Consider the following 14,794-nt stretch of genomic DNA (forward strand, 5'->3'; position numbering starts at 1 on the left):
ACTGCTGTGGATCTCCAATATCTCCGTCACCGTGATTAACTTTGTACAATTAATTAAACCAACAATAGAAAGCGCTGTCAACCGGAATATAAGAAAGCGCCGCGCTACTCCCTCAAACGATGCCTGCTTCTTACTTCACAGGCGAAAAATGCTTCCATATCTCTCTACGCGACGTAGTAACTGCAATAGCCCCTCCATTGAGCGCCATTTGCGCATCCGAAACGGTACGGATTAGTCCACCCGCCAGGACCGGAATCTTCACTTGCTCATATACTTCAGCAATAATATGAGGCATAACACCCGGCAAGACTTCAATGAAATCAGGCTGCGTCTGATCAACCAGTCGATAGCTTGTCTCAAGCGCATTTGTATCCAACAAAAAGAGGCGTTGAATCGCTAGTACTTTATTCTTTTTGGCTGTCATAACAGCGCTTTTACGTGTAGAGATCACACCCGCCGGCTTAATTTCCTGACATAAGAACTCTGTGGCATACTCATCGTTTCGTAAGCCTTGAATCAAGTCTACATGTACAAGCAGCTTCTTATCATGCCGTTTTGCTGTCTCTACAATGCTTTTGAGCTGTCCGATATGACTATCAAGCAGCACCATATACTCAAAGCGGCTGCGCAAAAGAATATCAAAGTCCTTCATCTGTCGTACAGCCGGCAATACCTGTTGATTAAAAAAACTCATGGGTATTCCACGCTCCGTCCTTTTGACTGTGCTATCCATATTGTAGCATGGACTACCCATGTTTCAAATATTACTTGCCCGCTTCCATCCCCATCCACTCGACATCGGTATTACTAATGTCTTCTGCTAATGTGCGCAGATACTGTACGACACGAAGCGATTGCTGCTCCAGCTCGATGAGAAGCCCGCGTGCACGTCTCTTCTCCCCACGTTGTACCAGCCCAAAAATCTCATGCGCCAAATCATGCACCTGCTTATGCGGCTTATCGAGCGCTACAAAGGAAGGCAGGGACTGAAGAGCTTTGTTTGCGCGCATCTTCTCATACCATTTACCGAAACGACAGTGCAGATGGCTTGTAATATCTTCCTCCTGAAGTGGATGATATCCAAGCATATAATTATACAGCCACCATTTCCACAATAGATGCTCAGTCTGAACAATGCGGATCATTTCTTTGTTGCGTAGGAAGGAAAGGGACTGAATGGCTTCCTTTCGCAAATGGTCAAATTCTAAGCTAATCTCAAACACCGCTTTTCCAGTATCAATCGAGCGGTTGCTGATCTGCTTCATATGCTCGACAACTTCACCAATTCGAACCGTGATGCCATGTGTAGCGACTTCCTGTTCTCTTGTAATCGAAGCGATCATTTCCATTGATGCGCCTGTTTCTTCAATTTGTTTGACAATGGAGGCAAGTGCGTGGATCGCTTCCGTAGATGTATCCAACTGATTATGCAGCTGCCGGGTGACTTCTTCGGTCATCTTCTCCACCCTCGTTGCTTCCTGCTGCATTCGCTCAATCGTCTTTGTTACTTTGCTCACTGATTCAGTCGTCTGTTCAGCAAGCTTCCGCACCTCTTCGGCGACGACGGAGAATCCGCGTCCATGTTCTCCGGCGCGCGCTGCTTCGATTGATGCATTAAGCGCCAATAAATTTGTCTGTTCAGCAATGTTTTTAATAAATTCAACGACCTGGTAAATGTCACTCACTTCCGATAGAAGTTGATGCAGCTTCCCCTTCGTATGATGGAAATCTTCCGCAACAGCGCGGAAACCGCTAAGCGAGTGCTCGATTACCTTCTGCTCTGATGTCATCGCCCGTACCATCGTGCCTGTATTGTGCGAAACCGCACTTGCAGTACTTGCGATTTGTTCTACGGAGGCTGCCAATTGCAATGTCGTTGCACTGACTTCTTCCACTTCTTTCATTGTAGCGTCTGTGGACTCCACCGTTTCAAACAGTCCGTTTACCTTTTCTGTACCGATAATAACCTCCATAATACCGCTTGCATTCTCCACGACTTCAAAATCATGCGCCTCCTGATATGCCGCCAACGCAATCTGAGAATCAAGCGTCAGAATGCGCTGAAGAGAAATGAGCATGTCGGATAATTCAGCAGGACGCTTGTTAAATGCAGCAACAATGGCAGGGGTCAAGTATTCATATATGCGAATGAACGAACCGGCGAACCACTCAGGCGAAAGCCCAATTTGGCTGTGCATCTGACCGATTTTCCTTCGACTTTGAATATAGTCCGTTGTGATAGAAACATTTGGAATCGACTTGACGTATTGAACAAAAGTTTTTGACAGCCTCTCAACGGTGCTGTGTTCTTCGATAATACGCCGCAAATCAGGGAATTGCGCAAGAATTTCATAATGACGCCGGGCAATGTCTGTCGCATGCTTGTCGATTATCTCTTGAAGCTTCTTTAGATTTTCCAGATCGGTATGGGAAAGTTGTAAGAACATTAATTTTTGATTCAATCGCTTGGTCGATTGTATCTCGTTTTCTTGAATCGATTTTACACGTTCTGAGACGAAGTTGGGACTGATCCGCGAAAAGAACACCGCATCCACTCCAATCGTTTTTTTGCTGCTTGACTTCCCATAAGCAGTATAAAAGCCTTTCTTGTTTCACACGCTAAGGTAAGCGGAGGTGCTATGTAATGAACAAACAAACACATATGCCCGTAGATCGAAGCGAATTGCTTGCAGCCTGGCAGCAGACGCTTCCATCCACATTCAAACAGACAGATAACGTCGAAGTGCAAGCCGATCAACTTGACCCAGAAGCTCTTCATATTCATGTCAACACAGCCGGTCATCAGCATTACGAATTCGAATACAAATGCAAGTATGTTGACCCGCGCGAAGTACAGGTAACACTGCTGAATATCCAACGTCAAGGAGACACCATCTACGACCCAACCTTGGATATCCAAAACTTGTCTGAGGAATATATGCGGAATATTCATGAATGCGCTCAGACTCTTCACACACTAACAAGCCCCTAGCACAGAGAAAGAAGGAATATACATGGAACATAAGAAGGAAGAAAAACAAGTAGATAAAAATTTACAGAATGTTATAAAAGACCTTGATCAGATTAAAGTAAATAGTTTTCACGCCCAACAAATTCAGCAGGATACAAATGATCGCAGGCATCAGGATGCACTAAATCACGATGAATAACCGGAAAAACACTACCTGTCAGAAAGAACACTGTCAGGTAGTGTTTTTTAATTCTCCTACAGTATTTTTCACATATACAAAACGGCATAAATAGCCGGATTTACGACTCCTACTTTCATATGATTATATCAATGACAAGTACTATATTCATGGGTCTTATTATTCAATATGTTTATTACCAAGTAACTTTAGAACTACTTAAATACGATAACAAAGATGTTTATGTTACCTCTATCAAAGCAAGCAAACAAAAATGTGGTATGCTAAAAGAAAAGGCTAGAAAGGAGATTTCAATGGCTGATTCTCAACTATCTCCCGGAACAGTAGTTACTGCTTCATATAAATCCGGAGAGTACATCGGTGAGCTGGTAGATCTGTATCCTCCGCGTGTAGCTGTCGTAAAAATCCTCGCTGTCAGCAAACACCCTGAGCAAGGCGACTTACACCATCCCGGTCAAGTAGATGTGCCGCTATTTCATCAGCGGCGAGCCCTTTCTTATGAAGAGAAAGCTTCCGTTCCTCTCTCTACTGTGCGTCCTTACGAAGGAGACATCCCCAAATACGAGGCCTCTCTTCGTAAAGCAGTTGAGGAGGCAATTGTAGAACGTAAGAACGATTCATCGGAGTGGGGGCAACGAGCGCTTGCTGAGCTAGAAACTCTGCGGAGTGAATACTTCTAAATGAACCAAAACGGAGCCGACACATATATCGGCTCCATTTTTCTGTTAATCTGTCTCCTCCTCGCTTTTTTCCCGCTGCTGCTTAGGCATACGCCCCGCCTTACGAGATGCTTCCCTAAGCAGAAATTCAATATGCGTATTCACGCTCCGAAACTCATCAGCGGCCCAGCCTTCTAGCGCTTCATATAGCTTCGGATCGATCCTAAGGAGGAATTTTTTCTTCTGGGACATGCGATTAATACAGTGATCCTGAGTTGATGACTGGCTGGGCAGAACGCTCTGAAACAATCGCTACCATTAAGTTGTTAATCATCGCTGCTTTTCTTTCTTCATCCAGTTCAAAGCCTTCCTGCTGCAACTCTGCGATCGCCATCTGCACCATTCCAACTGCTCCTTCTACAATACGCGCTCTTGCCGAGACGATGGCAGATGCCTGTTGACGCTGCAGCATAGCATTGGCAATCTCTGTTGCATAGGCAAGGTGGGTCAACCTCGCTTCAATTACTTGTACACCGGCTACGGCAAGACGTGATTGCAACTCCTGTGCTAATTCTGCTGCAATCTCATCTGTATTACCACGCAGAGAGTAACCCTCTTGTTCAAAGTTATCATATGGATACTTGCTGGCAACATAACGCAGTGCCGTCTCACTTTGGATCTCAACGAATTGCTCATAATTGTCTACATCAAACATCGCCTTTGCCGAATCCACAACATTGAATACAACGACCGCTGCAATCTCAACGGGGTTTCCTTCCACATCATTTACTTTTAACCGCTTACTATTAAAGTTACGTACCTTCAATGAAACCTTGCGCCGTACCGCAAACGGCACTCCCAACCATAAGCCGCTTGTACGTACCGAGCCAAGGTAATGACCAAAGAAAATCAATACAGCCGCTTGATTCGGCTGCACAATAAATATACCGCTTGCTCCGACTGAAGCTAGCAAAATCAACAATACGGCCGCAATTATATTCTGAGCTACGATCAGCATATACACACCGCCGATTAATAATGCCACAATGAACAACACGCCAAGAAAACCGTTAACGGCCCATGCTTTCTTTTCCGTCATGATAGTCTCTCCTTTTTATATAGTTTAGATATCATTTTGATATCATTATGATATCACCTTTGTATGTAAATGTAAATAAACTCTTCCATATCATTATTTTTGTTAGATTTCCTCACAAATATACGAAATAGTTGAAAAATAATATGATATAGTAAACAAAAATAAGCCAGGAGGAAAGGAGAAGTTAGATTGTCTTACAAAGAAAGAAAGGTAATCACGATCGGCATCGTCAGCGAGCTAACTGGCTTATCGGAGAGACAAATTCGGTACTATGAAGAAAGAAAATTGATTACACCTGAACGAACAGCCGGCGGAACACGCAAATTCTCTTTTGCCGATGTAGAGCGTCTTGTACAGATCGCTAACCATATGGAAGACGGACTGCAAACATCAGAAATTCGACGGATGGAACAAAAAGCGATGCGCAGGGATAAAGAATTGCGTGACCGAATGCTGCGCGGACAGCTTAACGCAGCATTCCCCCAGCGTAACAAATAAAACCCCCTCGCTTCTGCTGCCCGCAGAAATGAGGGGGTTTCTCTGTCATACTGGCTTACATTCAGCTAATTTTGCTGTGACTGTACTGTTTCACGTTTCTCTTTTTTAAAAAAAGCCTGTCAGAAAATGTACCCAACTTGCACAAAAAAAAAGGGAGCCTACTATAATAAAGATATCACCATCACACTTAGGTGTATCTCTCTCCTAATAAACTCCCCTCTTATTACCGCAGCGATTGATCTCAAGCGCTGCGGTACTTTTTATATAATGCGTCAAATTCTCTTGCAGATTCCATATCAAGCTCTGTTAATCCGCCTTCATTCCATGTCGTTAGACGAAGAGTGATCAGCTTATAGTCAATGGAAATCATCGGATGATGAACCATTTGCTCTGCTAGATGTGCAACCTGGTTGACAAATTCAATACCGTCAAGAAACTCCTTAAAACGAAACTTCTTCTCAATCCACTTTTCATCCTTACGACTCCATCCTGAAAGGGACATCAATCGTTCTTCAATCTGCGGCTCTGTTAGCTTCACCGGCTTCTCACCTGCTCTCTTATTTTCCATGTACTCATGCAAGCTGCTCAGACGAATCAGAAGCCCCAAGAAGGGCCAAGCCATTTGTGATCAGCTCTGTATTCTCCGCGCGTTCAGCTAGCTTTGCCAGTTGTTGGCGCAGTGCCGCCTCCAGTTGTGCAGCAACGCCCCTACTATCCAGAATTTCTAGGATTTCAAGACGCAGCAGCCAATCCTGCGGATATTCGGCGTCTAATATATCCGCAATCGCAAGAAGCTTTTGTTCTGTTTCTTCTCCTGATATAGTTGTTTCTCGAATATTACGTACATTCTGATATAAATCATGCAGCTTGCGCTCACGCTCGCTCCATTGTGGGCGTACTCTAGTAAGAGCGGACTTCTTATCAGTATGCGCCGAGAACGCCTCTTTATCAGCAGCGCCGGAGAATACGGACACAACGCTCGCTCCAACTGCCATATCATAAACACCCCAGGCCGGATCGAACAACGTCCTGCCGTCTGTATTCGTTACGCTACATTGATCAAAACCGATAAGAATAATCTTTTCTTTGTGGCGCTTAATATATTGGACCAGCCCCGATACATGAATGCCAGATTCAAATTCCAACGATGCGCTCTGACCCTCTACGATACCTTGTGCTGTCAGCTGTTCGTCAGTGTATAGCTCAAGCGGGGTTGCCTCTCCTCGCAAACGTCCAATTGGAGAGCCGAATCCGTCTTTATGGTAATCCTTCCCGTGTCCTTGTATCTCTGTATCTTCCACTGCGAGTGCGGAAGGTCCTTTAAGTTGAAGATACACCGCTTCATCGTTGTCATCATATTCAAGTCCGTTTACCACCCCTGTAACTTGAAGGCCTGAGCTATAGACAGCTGTAGCAAGATTCTCAGATCTACGTGCCTTTACAAGGCTTTCCGTACCACCAATCGAGCAGGCAAGGCGTTTCTCCAGCTCATCTACCGCTTCAATCAGTTCATCAAAATTCCGGCACACAAATAGTTGGGGTTGATAATCCGTAATATCGTATCCGGTCTCAATACATGCATCAAGTGAGAAAGGCAGCTTCTTGCTATCAGGCTTTAGACAATGCTTGCTTTCCCCTACAGAAGACAATAAGCCTGCTCCATAAATCTGCGGCTTTTCCATGCTGCCAATCAGGCCATATTCAACCGTCCACCAATAGAGGCGGGATACTAGTTGGATCTCCGACACCTCAGTAACCGCATCCTGCACTTCCTTGAGCCGAAGCTCTGCTTCTTCGATTTGCTGGGGCGTAGCCATCGGATCTTCCTTTACCATCGATAGATGGCGAATCGCTTCATATACATCATAGTCTTCTTTTGTTGACATGGCCTTCGTGCCTAATGCGCCTATACGCTTCACATAGGAAGCATATTTTGCATCTTTAAGAATGGGCGCATGTCCTGCCGCCTCATGCAGAATATCAGGTGCCGGGGTGTATGCAATATGTTCATGTGTACGAATATCCGTTGCGATTGGTAAAATCCCATGTGCCTGAAAATCCATGAATGCAGCAGACGAGAGGAACCCGTCGATCGTCACTGCGCCCCACCCGTATTTAGAGAGGCGCTCATTCATAGACTCAATACGCGGAATTTCTTCTACCTCAATACCTGTTGATTGCAGACCATCAATGTAAGCAGCATGTGCTCGCTCGCCTAGAAATGCGCGGTTCTGACGCATGACATAGCGCCAAACCGCCTGATTGATCGGTGTATACTTCTCATATTCCTGATCTACGACAAACTCACGCAGGTGAGAAGGAATATTCATTATAAAACCTCCTCTTTCGCTTTATATGCTTTTTCGTCTTCTACTGACACGTCTCCTTGCCTTGATAGCACACTGTTCTTGTAGCCGTATGCAAAATATACAATCGTTCCAAGTGCCAGCCATACGAAGAATCCAACCCACGTAACGGAAGGCAGGCTGACCATCAAATAACCGCAGAATAAAATCGCAAGAATAGGAATAAGCGGGACGAGAGGAACTCTAAAAGCACGAGGCAGGTTCGGCTGCGTTCTGCGCAAAACCAGCACACCCACTGAGACTACCAGATAGGCAAATAAGGTCCCGATGTTGACTAATTCAGCGAGCTTATGCAGCGGAATTAATCCCCCAAACATCGCCGCAAGAATTCCTGTCATCCATGTATTCGTTACCGGTGTTTTTGTAGACAAATTGATCCGTGACATCATCCTGGGCAATAATCCGTCTCGGCTCATCGCAAAAAACAATCGTGTCTGTGCATAAAGAAGAACGAGCAGAACGGTAGTCATTCCTGTAATGGCTCCAAGCGAGATGAAGCCCGCAACCCAATCCTGTTGAATATAGGTAAGAGCGAATGCAACCGGATTTTTAACGTCCAATTGAGCAAATGGAACAATTCCCGTTAAGATTAAAGAAACAATAATATACAACACGGTACAGACAGCAAGCGAGGAAATAATGCCAATGGGCATATTACGCTGCGGGTTCTTCACTTCCTCTGCCGCAGAAGCAACAGCATCGAATCCAAGATAGGCAAAAAACACACTAGCAGCTCCAGCAGCTACACCTGAAAAGCCAAACGGCATGAATGGCGTCCAATTTTCCGGCTTAACGTACCAGACGCCAATCCCAATAAACAAGAGGACGACAGCAACCTTTACGACCACCATAATGTTATTTACCTTGACTGATTCACGAATACCCTTTGTTAGCAAAAACGTTATCAACAACACAATCGCAATCGCCGGTATGTCGATATAGGTACCTTTCGCTGCATCATATGCACTCGTAATGGCTGTAGGAAGTTCAAGCCCAAATCCTGCGATTAACCCTTGAAAATAGCCGGACCATCCGCTGGCAACAGCAGAGGCAGCAAGCCCATATTCCAGTATCATGGCCCAGCCAAGAATCCATGCGATAAATTCTCCAAATGTAGCATAGCTATACGTGTAAGCGCTACCGGTTATCGGCATAGAAGAAGCAAACTCTGAATAGCATAGAGCAGCAAATACACAGGCAAGACCTGAAATAATAAAGGAGAGAACGAGGGCTGGACCCGCATGTGTCGCTGCCACCACCCCCGTTAATACGAAAATTCCGGTTCCAATAATGCAACCGATACCTAACATCGTTAAGTCCATAGCGCCAAGTGTTTTATGCAGTGACCCTTCCTTCTTAGCAGTAAAATCACTAATGGATTTTTTGCGAAATAAGTCCATATGTCTCTCCTTGCAGCAGTTTTGTTACTTCATCGGTTGCTTCTTTCTCTCCAGCACGAACGTATCGGCCACGGCTTTTGTATAGACCTGGCCTGCAAGACGTCCAATAGGCTGCAGCTTTTCTGTATCAATTTTTCCGTCAAAGTACAAATCATCATTCACATGAATATTAACAACCTGACCGATAACCAGGCTGCCCGCACCAGGCTTGTCACCAAAGTGCAGCACATCATGAAGAACGCATTCTAGCTGGACATCGCTCTCGGCCACGCGAGGCGGTTTTACGATATGGCTATCTGCCTTTTTCAGACCCACGGCTTCAAACTCGTCAATATCAGACGGATATTCGATCGCGCAGTCATTCATTTGATGAACGATTTTTTCACCGACAATATTTACGACGAATTCTCGTGTCAATTCAATATTGGTAAGCGTGTCTTTCGGGGCGCCGTCCGTTCCTCTTCGCATGGGGGAGAAGCAGATCATCATAGGTTCAGCAGAGATGGCTGTAAAGAAGCTGAATGGCGCAAGATTTGCCTGTCCCGCTTGGTTCACGGTAGATACGAATGCGATGGGACGCGGCAGAATGGAGCCGATCATCAGCTTATATGCCTCATTCCAAGGCAGTTTGCTTGGCTCAATATTCATCGAAAGCCCTCCTTTATTTTTGAGGTAGCCAGCTGTACATATAACCAGCGTCTTCGTATTGATGCGCTTGTTTTACAATGCGAAGCGGGCGGAAGGTATCAATCATAACGGCAAGCTCTTTCGTGTCTTTCTTGCCAATGCTCTCCTCCATCTTACCCGGATGCGGACCATGCGGAAGACCGCTTGGATGAAGGGTAATGGAACCTTCCTCAATGCCACGGCGGCTCATAAAGTCTCCATCCGCATAATACAATACTTCATCGCTTTCCACATTGCTGTGCACATACGGAGCCGGAATTGCTTCCGGATGATAATCGTAGAGACGTGGAACAAAGGAGCAGACTACGTAATTCCACGCTTCAAAAGTCTGATGAACCGGTGGCGGCTGATGCACGCGACCTGTAATCGGTTCAAAATCATGAATGCTGAATGCATATGGATACAAACAGCCATCCCAACCGACTGCATCTAGAGGATGGAAGTCAAATACATACGAGGTCAGCATGCCTTGGGCGCGCACCCGTACTTCGAATTCTCCCTTTTCATCTTTTGGCTCAAGCTTCTCCGGTGTTCTCAGATCGCGCTCACAGTATGGCGAATGCTCTAAGAATTGCCCATACTCATTATGGTAGCGTTTCGGCGGCACGATCGCCGAGTTGGATTCTACAATGAGAAAACGTGCCTCCTCCGATTCCAGCACAACCCGATATGTGGTTCCAATCGGGATGACAATATAGTCACCCGGATAAAAGGACAGCTCTCCGAAAATACTCTCGATTTTTCCTTTTCCTTCATGCACGAATAGCATTTCGTCGCCTTCTCCGTTGCGATAGTAATAGGACATCTGCTGGGTAGGACGAGCCACACCGATACTTAGATCATCATTAGCCATCACAATCTTTCTTGCTTCATAGAAATCGCCGCCCGCTTCCGTATTCCATGTTCGGAAGTGACGGTGCTTCAGCGCATCTCTTTCTTCAAATTCCAGCTCAATATCTTTTATTTTCTTGGCTTCCCGTACTTGTGTGGGCGGATTGATATGATAAATAAGCGATTGGATACCTGAGAAGCCTTTTGTACCCATAAGCTGTTCATAATAAAGTCCACCGTCCGGTTTACGGAACTGTGTATGGCGTTTATGCGGGATGTTTCCCAGCTTTACATAATGCGGCATTCCAAATCCCCCTTTTCATAGCATGATGTCACGCAGCGCCTGAATGAAGGCTTCGTTTTCTTCTGTCGTCCCAATCGAGACACGTATCGTCTGCGGCATTCCAAGGACACCGCCAGAACGGACAATGATGCCTCTATGCAGAAGTGCTTGGAAGACTTCATCCCCAGCACAGGGCAGCTTCACCATGACAAAATTCCCCTGTGAAGGAAAAGCGTCAAGACCAAGCTTGCTTACTTCTTGTTCTATGTAACGACGCCCTGCATCGTTTTGTATTCTGCATTCATCAATGAATACCTCATCCTGTAAGGAGGCTAATGCAGCGGCCTGCGCCAGTCGATTGGTGTTAAACGGTTCTTTAACCTTCATCAGTTCACTTACAAATGCCGGATGCATCACTCCATATCCAATGCGAAGAGCCCCCAATCCATATATCTTAGAAAATGTACGTAGAACGATAAGGTTCGAATGAGAGGCCACCAGCGGAACGGTATTAAGATAATCATCATCTGTTACGTATTCAAAATACGCTTCGTCAATCACAAGAAGAATATAATCGGGTACCTGTTCAATAAACGACTGCAAGGCTTTCCTCCCCACGATAGTACCTGTTGGGTTATTCGGATTGCAGACAAAAATCATCCTTGTTTTTTCCGTAATGGCGGCAAGCATTCCATCCAGATCATGTACGCCATCTAGAAGAGGCACTACTACCGGTATACCTCCTTCGATTCGCACGTTTGTCTCATATCGTGGAAACGTAACATCAGCCATAATCGCTTCGTCTCCTTCGCGAAGGTAGCTGCGTGTTATAAGGTGCAGGATCTCATCAGACCCGTTTCCGATAATGATCTGTTCCGGATGTACGCTAAATCTCTCTCCTAGTTTTTGTGCCAGCATAGGAGCGGTTGCTTCCGGATAGAAGGTAATCTGCTCCATCTCATGCATCATTGCTTCTTTTGCATAGGGCGAGTAACCAAACGGGTTTTCATTCGATGCAAGTTTGATAATACGATCGAGGCCAAGTTCACGCTTTACTTCCTCAATCGGCTTGCCCGGTTTATATACACCAAGGTTCTCCAACTGCTTCCTTGATATAATTTTCTGGTGACCTGCTGTTGTCATCTATCAGCCCTCCGCCCTGCTCTTATATGATTTCATTACGAAGCATACCTAGATTTTCAATGAATAACTCTACAACGTCACCCTGCTGAAGCCAGCGGTGTGTTTCAACTCCAAGTTCAAGAATACAGCCCGTGCCTACGGTACCGGAGCCAATGACGTCTCCCGGATAGAGTGTGCAATCCTCTGCCGCCCGTTCAATCATCTGTGCAAAAGAGAAATATAGAGTCTTCATATTGCCTTGTGATAGAAGCTTGCCATTTACTGATGCCCGCATCTCAAGGTTATACTGCTCACCCTGACGATATGGCTCCAATTCTTCTTTCGTTACAAGATAAGGACCCATTGATGTAGCAAAGTCTTTTCCTTTCGCTGGTCCAAGTCCCACTTTTACCTCTTCACGCTGAACGTCGCGTGCACTCCAATCATTAAGAACCATGAACCCCTCTATATAATCGAGCGCTTCCTCCCGCTTAATATTGCGTCCTTCCTTGCCGATTACACAAGCTACTTCCAACTCATAGTCCAACCATTCGGTATAGCCGGGCTTCTCTATCTGCTCCTCGGGTCCTTTAATGGCGCAAGCATTGGAGAAATAAAAAACCGGAAACTGATACCATTCCGGTATCATATCCAGTCCTCTTCTTTTACGTGCATTTCGAACATGTTCTTCAAAAGCATAAAAGTCTCGAAAGCTATTAGGCCGTGGAAGAGGAGAAGCAAGCCGAATGTCTTTTTCAATACCTATTACGGGCAGAGAATGCTTAAACGCGTCTGCTGATGTAAGTAACCATTGTTTTTTATCTTGCGGAAGATTCAGATAATCGAGCATTGAAACAGGAGGGGAAATGTCTTCCCCTCTTGCTTCGATCAGAGCCCGATATGTTTGTTCCATATCATATATATTGTTTTGATGAATCCATCCGGCTCTTATGTTATTTTTCTGTGTGTAATAGCTAATCAGTTTCATTAAATATTTCCTCGACGTTCTTGTTCACGTTCAATGGATTCAAACAGTGCTTTGAAATTGCCGTCGCCAAAACCAAGCGCCCCTTTACGCTGAATGATTTCAATAAAGAGCGTCGGACGGTCTACGATCGGTTTCGTAAAAATCTGCAGGAGATATCCCTCATCATCACGATCTACGAGAATATTTAGATCCTGTAGTTTTTTAACATCCTCATCAATCGTTCCCACACGGCCGGATAGCTCTTCATAATACGTATCAGGCGTATGAAGGAACTCTACTCCGTTTTCCTTAAGAGCAGTAACGGTAGAAATAATATCGTTTGTAAGAAGTGCTAAGTGCTGTACACCCGGTCCTTTATAGAAATCGAGATACTCTTGAATTTGTGATTTCCGTTTTCCTTCTGCAGGTTCATTAATGGGGAACTTAATGCGACCCGTACCATTTGTCATAACTTTGGACATTAATGCGGAATACTCCGTAGAGATATCTTCGTCATCAAATTGCTTCAACACATTAAAACCAAATACAGTCTCATAATATGAAGTCCATTCATCCATACGCTCTACATTACCTACAATATGATCAATACCGACAAGACCAGTAGAAGCAGCAGGAATATCGAATTCAGTTGACTGATATCCCGGCAGGAAGATTCCATTATAATCCGCTGTCTCAATAAGTGTGTGAACCGTATCTCCGTATGTACCAATTACGGCTTTTTTTATAAGACCGTTTTCATCACTTTCGGTCCATGGTTCACGGATTGCAATCGCGCCGCGTGCAATCGCACCTTTATACGCCTCTTCCACATTTTCAACTTTTAATGCGATATCCTTGGCTCCTTCGCCGTGCAATTTGATAAATTCAGCAACATCTGTTGTATCCTCAAGAGTACCTGTTAAGACCAGACGGATTGCACCTTGCTCTACTACATACGACACACGGTCACGACAGCCCGTTTCTAAGCCGCGATATGCTTTCATTTTGAACCCGAACGCACGACAATAATAATATGCTGCTTGCTTCGCATTCCCGGTATAAATTTCTACATGGTGAATATCTTGTACAGGGAAAATTTCTTCCTTCACCATTTTTTTTGCATCAAACAATTCTTTAGACATGCAATTCCCTCCCAAGTATATTAAATAATATATTGTTGGAAATATTTTTTTATTTAGATTTATTTTATTAGTTAAAATCATACAATGTTTATTTTTATCTTGCAAACGCTTACATTAACGCATGTATACTGCACTTCATTAAAGTTAAACATGGTGTTAATAGGGATTAGTAGGAGGGAAAACAAGTTGGACAATAAAACAAATTAAAAAACACTCTTCTTCATTGAAGAGAGTGTTTGTCCGCTAAGTATAGAAGGCTTGTTACAGTAGTGGGCCTAGGCTGACTCGAACAGCCGACCTCACGCTTATCAGGCGTGCGCTCTAACCAACTGAGCTATAGGCCCTGAATAAACTTTGTCATAAAAAATAAAAAACACACCCTGCTAACGCAACGTGGTTCAATTAAACAACATGTACAAAACAAATAATGTACTCTTTAAAATGATACTAATCTCTCGACGTAGCAGGAATGAAAAGATGCACTCTTCGAGTACTACTGATCTTATTTTCGCTTCGAAGTAATTCGACGTAGTAGAAATAAGAGATGCCGGCGAAAGGAATTGAACCCTC

General features: G+C 44.7%; 16 protein-coding genes and 1 tRNA gene. 4 read left to right on the forward strand and 13 right to left on the reverse strand.

All coding sequences use genetic code 11. The features are described 5' to 3' along the window. Window positions 1–130 precede the first annotated feature (130 nt). Both AB3351_RS22615 and AB3351_RS22620 read right to left on the reverse strand, forming a co-directional pair. Window positions 131–694 (reverse strand): glycerol-3-phosphate responsive antiterminator, encoded by a 564-nt coding sequence (locus tag AB3351_RS22615; protein WP_371149372.1) that lies wholly within the window; start codon window positions 692–694, stop codon window positions 131–133. 70 nt (window positions 695–764) lie between these two features. Further along, window positions 765–2,546, reverse strand: a complete 1,782-nt coding sequence (locus AB3351_RS22620; RefSeq protein WP_371149373.1) for a protoglobin domain-containing protein — start codon at window positions 2,544–2,546, stop codon at window positions 765–767. 98 nt (window positions 2,547–2,644) lie between these two features. Here AB3351_RS22620 and AB3351_RS22625 point away from each other — a divergent pair, with 98 nt between their 5' ends. The 3 genes from AB3351_RS22625 (at window position 2,645) to AB3351_RS22635 (ending at window position 3,850) form a co-directional block, all read left to right on the forward strand. Then, window positions 2,645–2,992 (forward strand): hypothetical protein, encoded by a 348-nt coding sequence (locus AB3351_RS22625; protein ID WP_371149374.1) that lies wholly within the window; start codon window positions 2,645–2,647, stop codon window positions 2,990–2,992. A 22-nt stretch (window positions 2,993–3,014) separates the two neighbouring features. Further along, a complete protein-coding gene (locus tag AB3351_RS22630; protein WP_371149375.1) occupies window positions 3,015–3,170 on the forward strand; it encodes a hypothetical protein in 156 nt (51 codons plus the stop codon). A 293-nt stretch (window positions 3,171–3,463) separates the two neighbouring features. Then, entirely contained in the window at window positions 3,464–3,850 is a 387-nt protein-coding gene (locus AB3351_RS22635) for a kinase-associated lipoprotein B (RefSeq protein ID WP_371149376.1), read from the forward strand. Between the two features lie 45 nt (window positions 3,851–3,895). On the opposite strand, the gene AB3351_RS22640 is transcribed toward AB3351_RS22635, so the two are convergent. Together AB3351_RS22640 and AB3351_RS22645 are read right to left on the reverse strand one after the other, a co-directional pair. After that, a complete protein-coding gene (locus AB3351_RS22640) occupies window positions 3,896–4,081 on the reverse strand; it encodes a type II toxin-antitoxin system antitoxin (protein WP_371149377.1) in 186 nt (61 codons plus the stop codon). Between the two features lie 4 nt (window positions 4,082–4,085). After that, window positions 4,086–4,928 carry an SPFH domain-containing protein gene (locus tag AB3351_RS22645; protein ID WP_371149378.1) on the reverse strand — a complete coding sequence of 281 codons (843 nt, stop codon included), beginning with the start codon at window positions 4,926–4,928 and terminating at the stop codon, window positions 4,086–4,088. A 189-nt stretch (window positions 4,929–5,117) separates the two neighbouring features. On the opposite strand from AB3351_RS22645, the gene AB3351_RS22650 reads away from it, so the two are divergent. Next, window positions 5,118–5,426 carry a MerR family transcriptional regulator gene (locus AB3351_RS22650; protein ID WP_371149379.1) on the forward strand — a complete coding sequence of 103 codons (309 nt, stop codon included), beginning with the start codon at window positions 5,118–5,120 and terminating at the stop codon, window positions 5,424–5,426. A 241-nt stretch (window positions 5,427–5,667) separates the two neighbouring features. Here AB3351_RS22650 and AB3351_RS22655 read toward each other — a convergent pair whose 3' ends face one another. From AB3351_RS22655 to AB3351_RS22695, 9 genes are all read right to left on the reverse strand, one after another. Then, window positions 5,668–5,994: a 4a-hydroxytetrahydrobiopterin dehydratase gene (locus AB3351_RS22655; protein ID WP_371149380.1), complete on the reverse strand. Its 327-nt coding sequence runs from the start codon at window positions 5,992–5,994 to the stop codon at window positions 5,668–5,670. A 4-nt stretch (window positions 5,995–5,998) separates the two neighbouring features. Beyond that, a complete protein-coding gene (locus AB3351_RS22660; RefSeq protein ID WP_371149381.1) occupies window positions 5,999–7,756 on the reverse strand; it encodes an aromatic amino acid hydroxylase in 1,758 nt (585 codons plus the stop codon). Continuing rightward, window positions 7,756–9,192 carry an amino acid permease gene (locus tag AB3351_RS22665; RefSeq protein WP_371149382.1) on the reverse strand — a complete coding sequence of 479 codons (1,437 nt, stop codon included), beginning with the start codon at window positions 9,190–9,192 and terminating at the stop codon, window positions 7,756–7,758. Before AB3351_RS22665 ends, AB3351_RS22660 begins: the two co-directional genes overlap by 1 nt. A gap of 24 nt (window positions 9,193–9,216) precedes the next feature. Continuing rightward, window positions 9,217–9,840: a flavin reductase family protein gene (locus AB3351_RS22670; protein WP_371149383.1), complete on the reverse strand. Its 624-nt coding sequence runs from the start codon at window positions 9,838–9,840 to the stop codon at window positions 9,217–9,219. A gap of 13 nt (window positions 9,841–9,853) precedes the next feature. Next, window positions 9,854–11,014: a homogentisate 1,2-dioxygenase gene (locus tag AB3351_RS22675; protein WP_371149384.1), complete on the reverse strand. Its 1,161-nt coding sequence runs from the start codon at window positions 11,012–11,014 to the stop codon at window positions 9,854–9,856. A 15-nt stretch (window positions 11,015–11,029) separates the two neighbouring features. Further along, entirely contained in the window at window positions 11,030–12,136 is a 1,107-nt protein-coding gene (gene hisC / locus AB3351_RS22680) for a histidinol-phosphate transaminase (RefSeq protein WP_371149385.1), read from the reverse strand. 22 nt (window positions 12,137–12,158) lie between these two features. After that, entirely contained in the window at window positions 12,159–13,103 is a 945-nt protein-coding gene (locus AB3351_RS22685; protein WP_371149386.1) for a fumarylacetoacetate hydrolase family protein, read from the reverse strand. Continuing rightward, complete coding sequence (gene hppD / locus AB3351_RS22690; protein WP_371149387.1) at window positions 13,103–14,224, reverse strand: 4-hydroxyphenylpyruvate dioxygenase; 1,122 nt, start codon at window positions 14,222–14,224, stop codon at window positions 13,103–13,105. Before hppD ends, AB3351_RS22685 begins: the two co-directional genes overlap by 1 nt. Window positions 14,225–14,494: 270 nt before the next feature. Beyond that, window positions 14,495–14,568, reverse strand: a tRNA-Ile gene (locus AB3351_RS22695). Window positions 14,569–14,794: the final 226 nt, after the last annotated feature.

The organism is Aneurinibacillus sp. REN35 (genome assembly GCF_041379945.2).
In the GTDB taxonomy this organism is placed as follows: domain Bacteria; phylum Bacillota; class Bacilli; order Aneurinibacillales; family Aneurinibacillaceae; genus Aneurinibacillus.

Excerpts from the sequence above, each read along its gene's own strand:
- AB3351_RS22670 (WP_371149383.1), bottom strand. The coding sequence starts at position 9,840 with ATGAATATTGAGCCAAGCAAACTGCCTTGGAATGAGGCATATAAGCTG.
- AB3351_RS22615 (WP_371149372.1), bottom strand. The coding sequence starts at position 694 with ATGAGTTTTTTTAATCAACAGGTATTGCCGGCTGTACGACAGATGAAG.
- AB3351_RS22685 (WP_371149386.1), bottom strand. The coding sequence starts at position 13,103 with ATGAAACTGATTAGCTATTACACACAGAAAAATAACATAAGAGCCGGA.
- AB3351_RS22665 (WP_371149382.1), bottom strand. The coding sequence starts at position 9,192 with ATGGACTTATTTCGCAAAAAATCCATTAGTGATTTTACTGCTAAGAAG.
- AB3351_RS22645 (WP_371149378.1), bottom strand. The coding sequence starts at position 4,928 with ATGACGGAAAAGAAAGCATGGGCCGTTAACGGTTTTCTTGGCGTGTTG.
- hppD (WP_371149387.1), bottom strand. The coding sequence starts at position 14,224 with ATGTCTAAAGAATTGTTTGATGCAAAAAAAATGGTGAAGGAAGAAATT.
- AB3351_RS22640 (WP_371149377.1), bottom strand. The coding sequence starts at position 4,081 with ATGTCCCAGAAGAAAAAATTCCTCCTTAGGATCGATCCGAAGCTATAT.
- AB3351_RS22675 (WP_371149384.1), bottom strand. The coding sequence starts at position 11,014 with ATGCCGCATTATGTAAAGCTGGGAAACATCCCGCATAAACGCCATACA.
- AB3351_RS22655 (WP_371149380.1), bottom strand. The coding sequence starts at position 5,994 with ATGGAAAATAAGAGAGCAGGTGAGAAGCCGGTGAAGCTAACAGAGCCG.
- AB3351_RS22660 (WP_371149381.1), bottom strand. The coding sequence starts at position 7,756 with ATGAATATTCCTTCTCACCTGCGTGAGTTTGTCGTAGATCAGGAATAT.
- hisC (WP_371149385.1), bottom strand. The coding sequence starts at position 12,136 with ATGACAACAGCAGGTCACCAGAAAATTATATCAAGGAAGCAGTTGGAG.
- AB3351_RS22630 (WP_371149375.1), top strand. The coding sequence starts at position 3,015 with ATGGAACATAAGAAGGAAGAAAAACAAGTAGATAAAAATTTACAGAAT.
- AB3351_RS22635 (WP_371149376.1), top strand. The coding sequence starts at position 3,464 with ATGGCTGATTCTCAACTATCTCCCGGAACAGTAGTTACTGCTTCATAT.
- AB3351_RS22625 (WP_371149374.1), top strand. The coding sequence starts at position 2,645 with ATGAACAAACAAACACATATGCCCGTAGATCGAAGCGAATTGCTTGCA.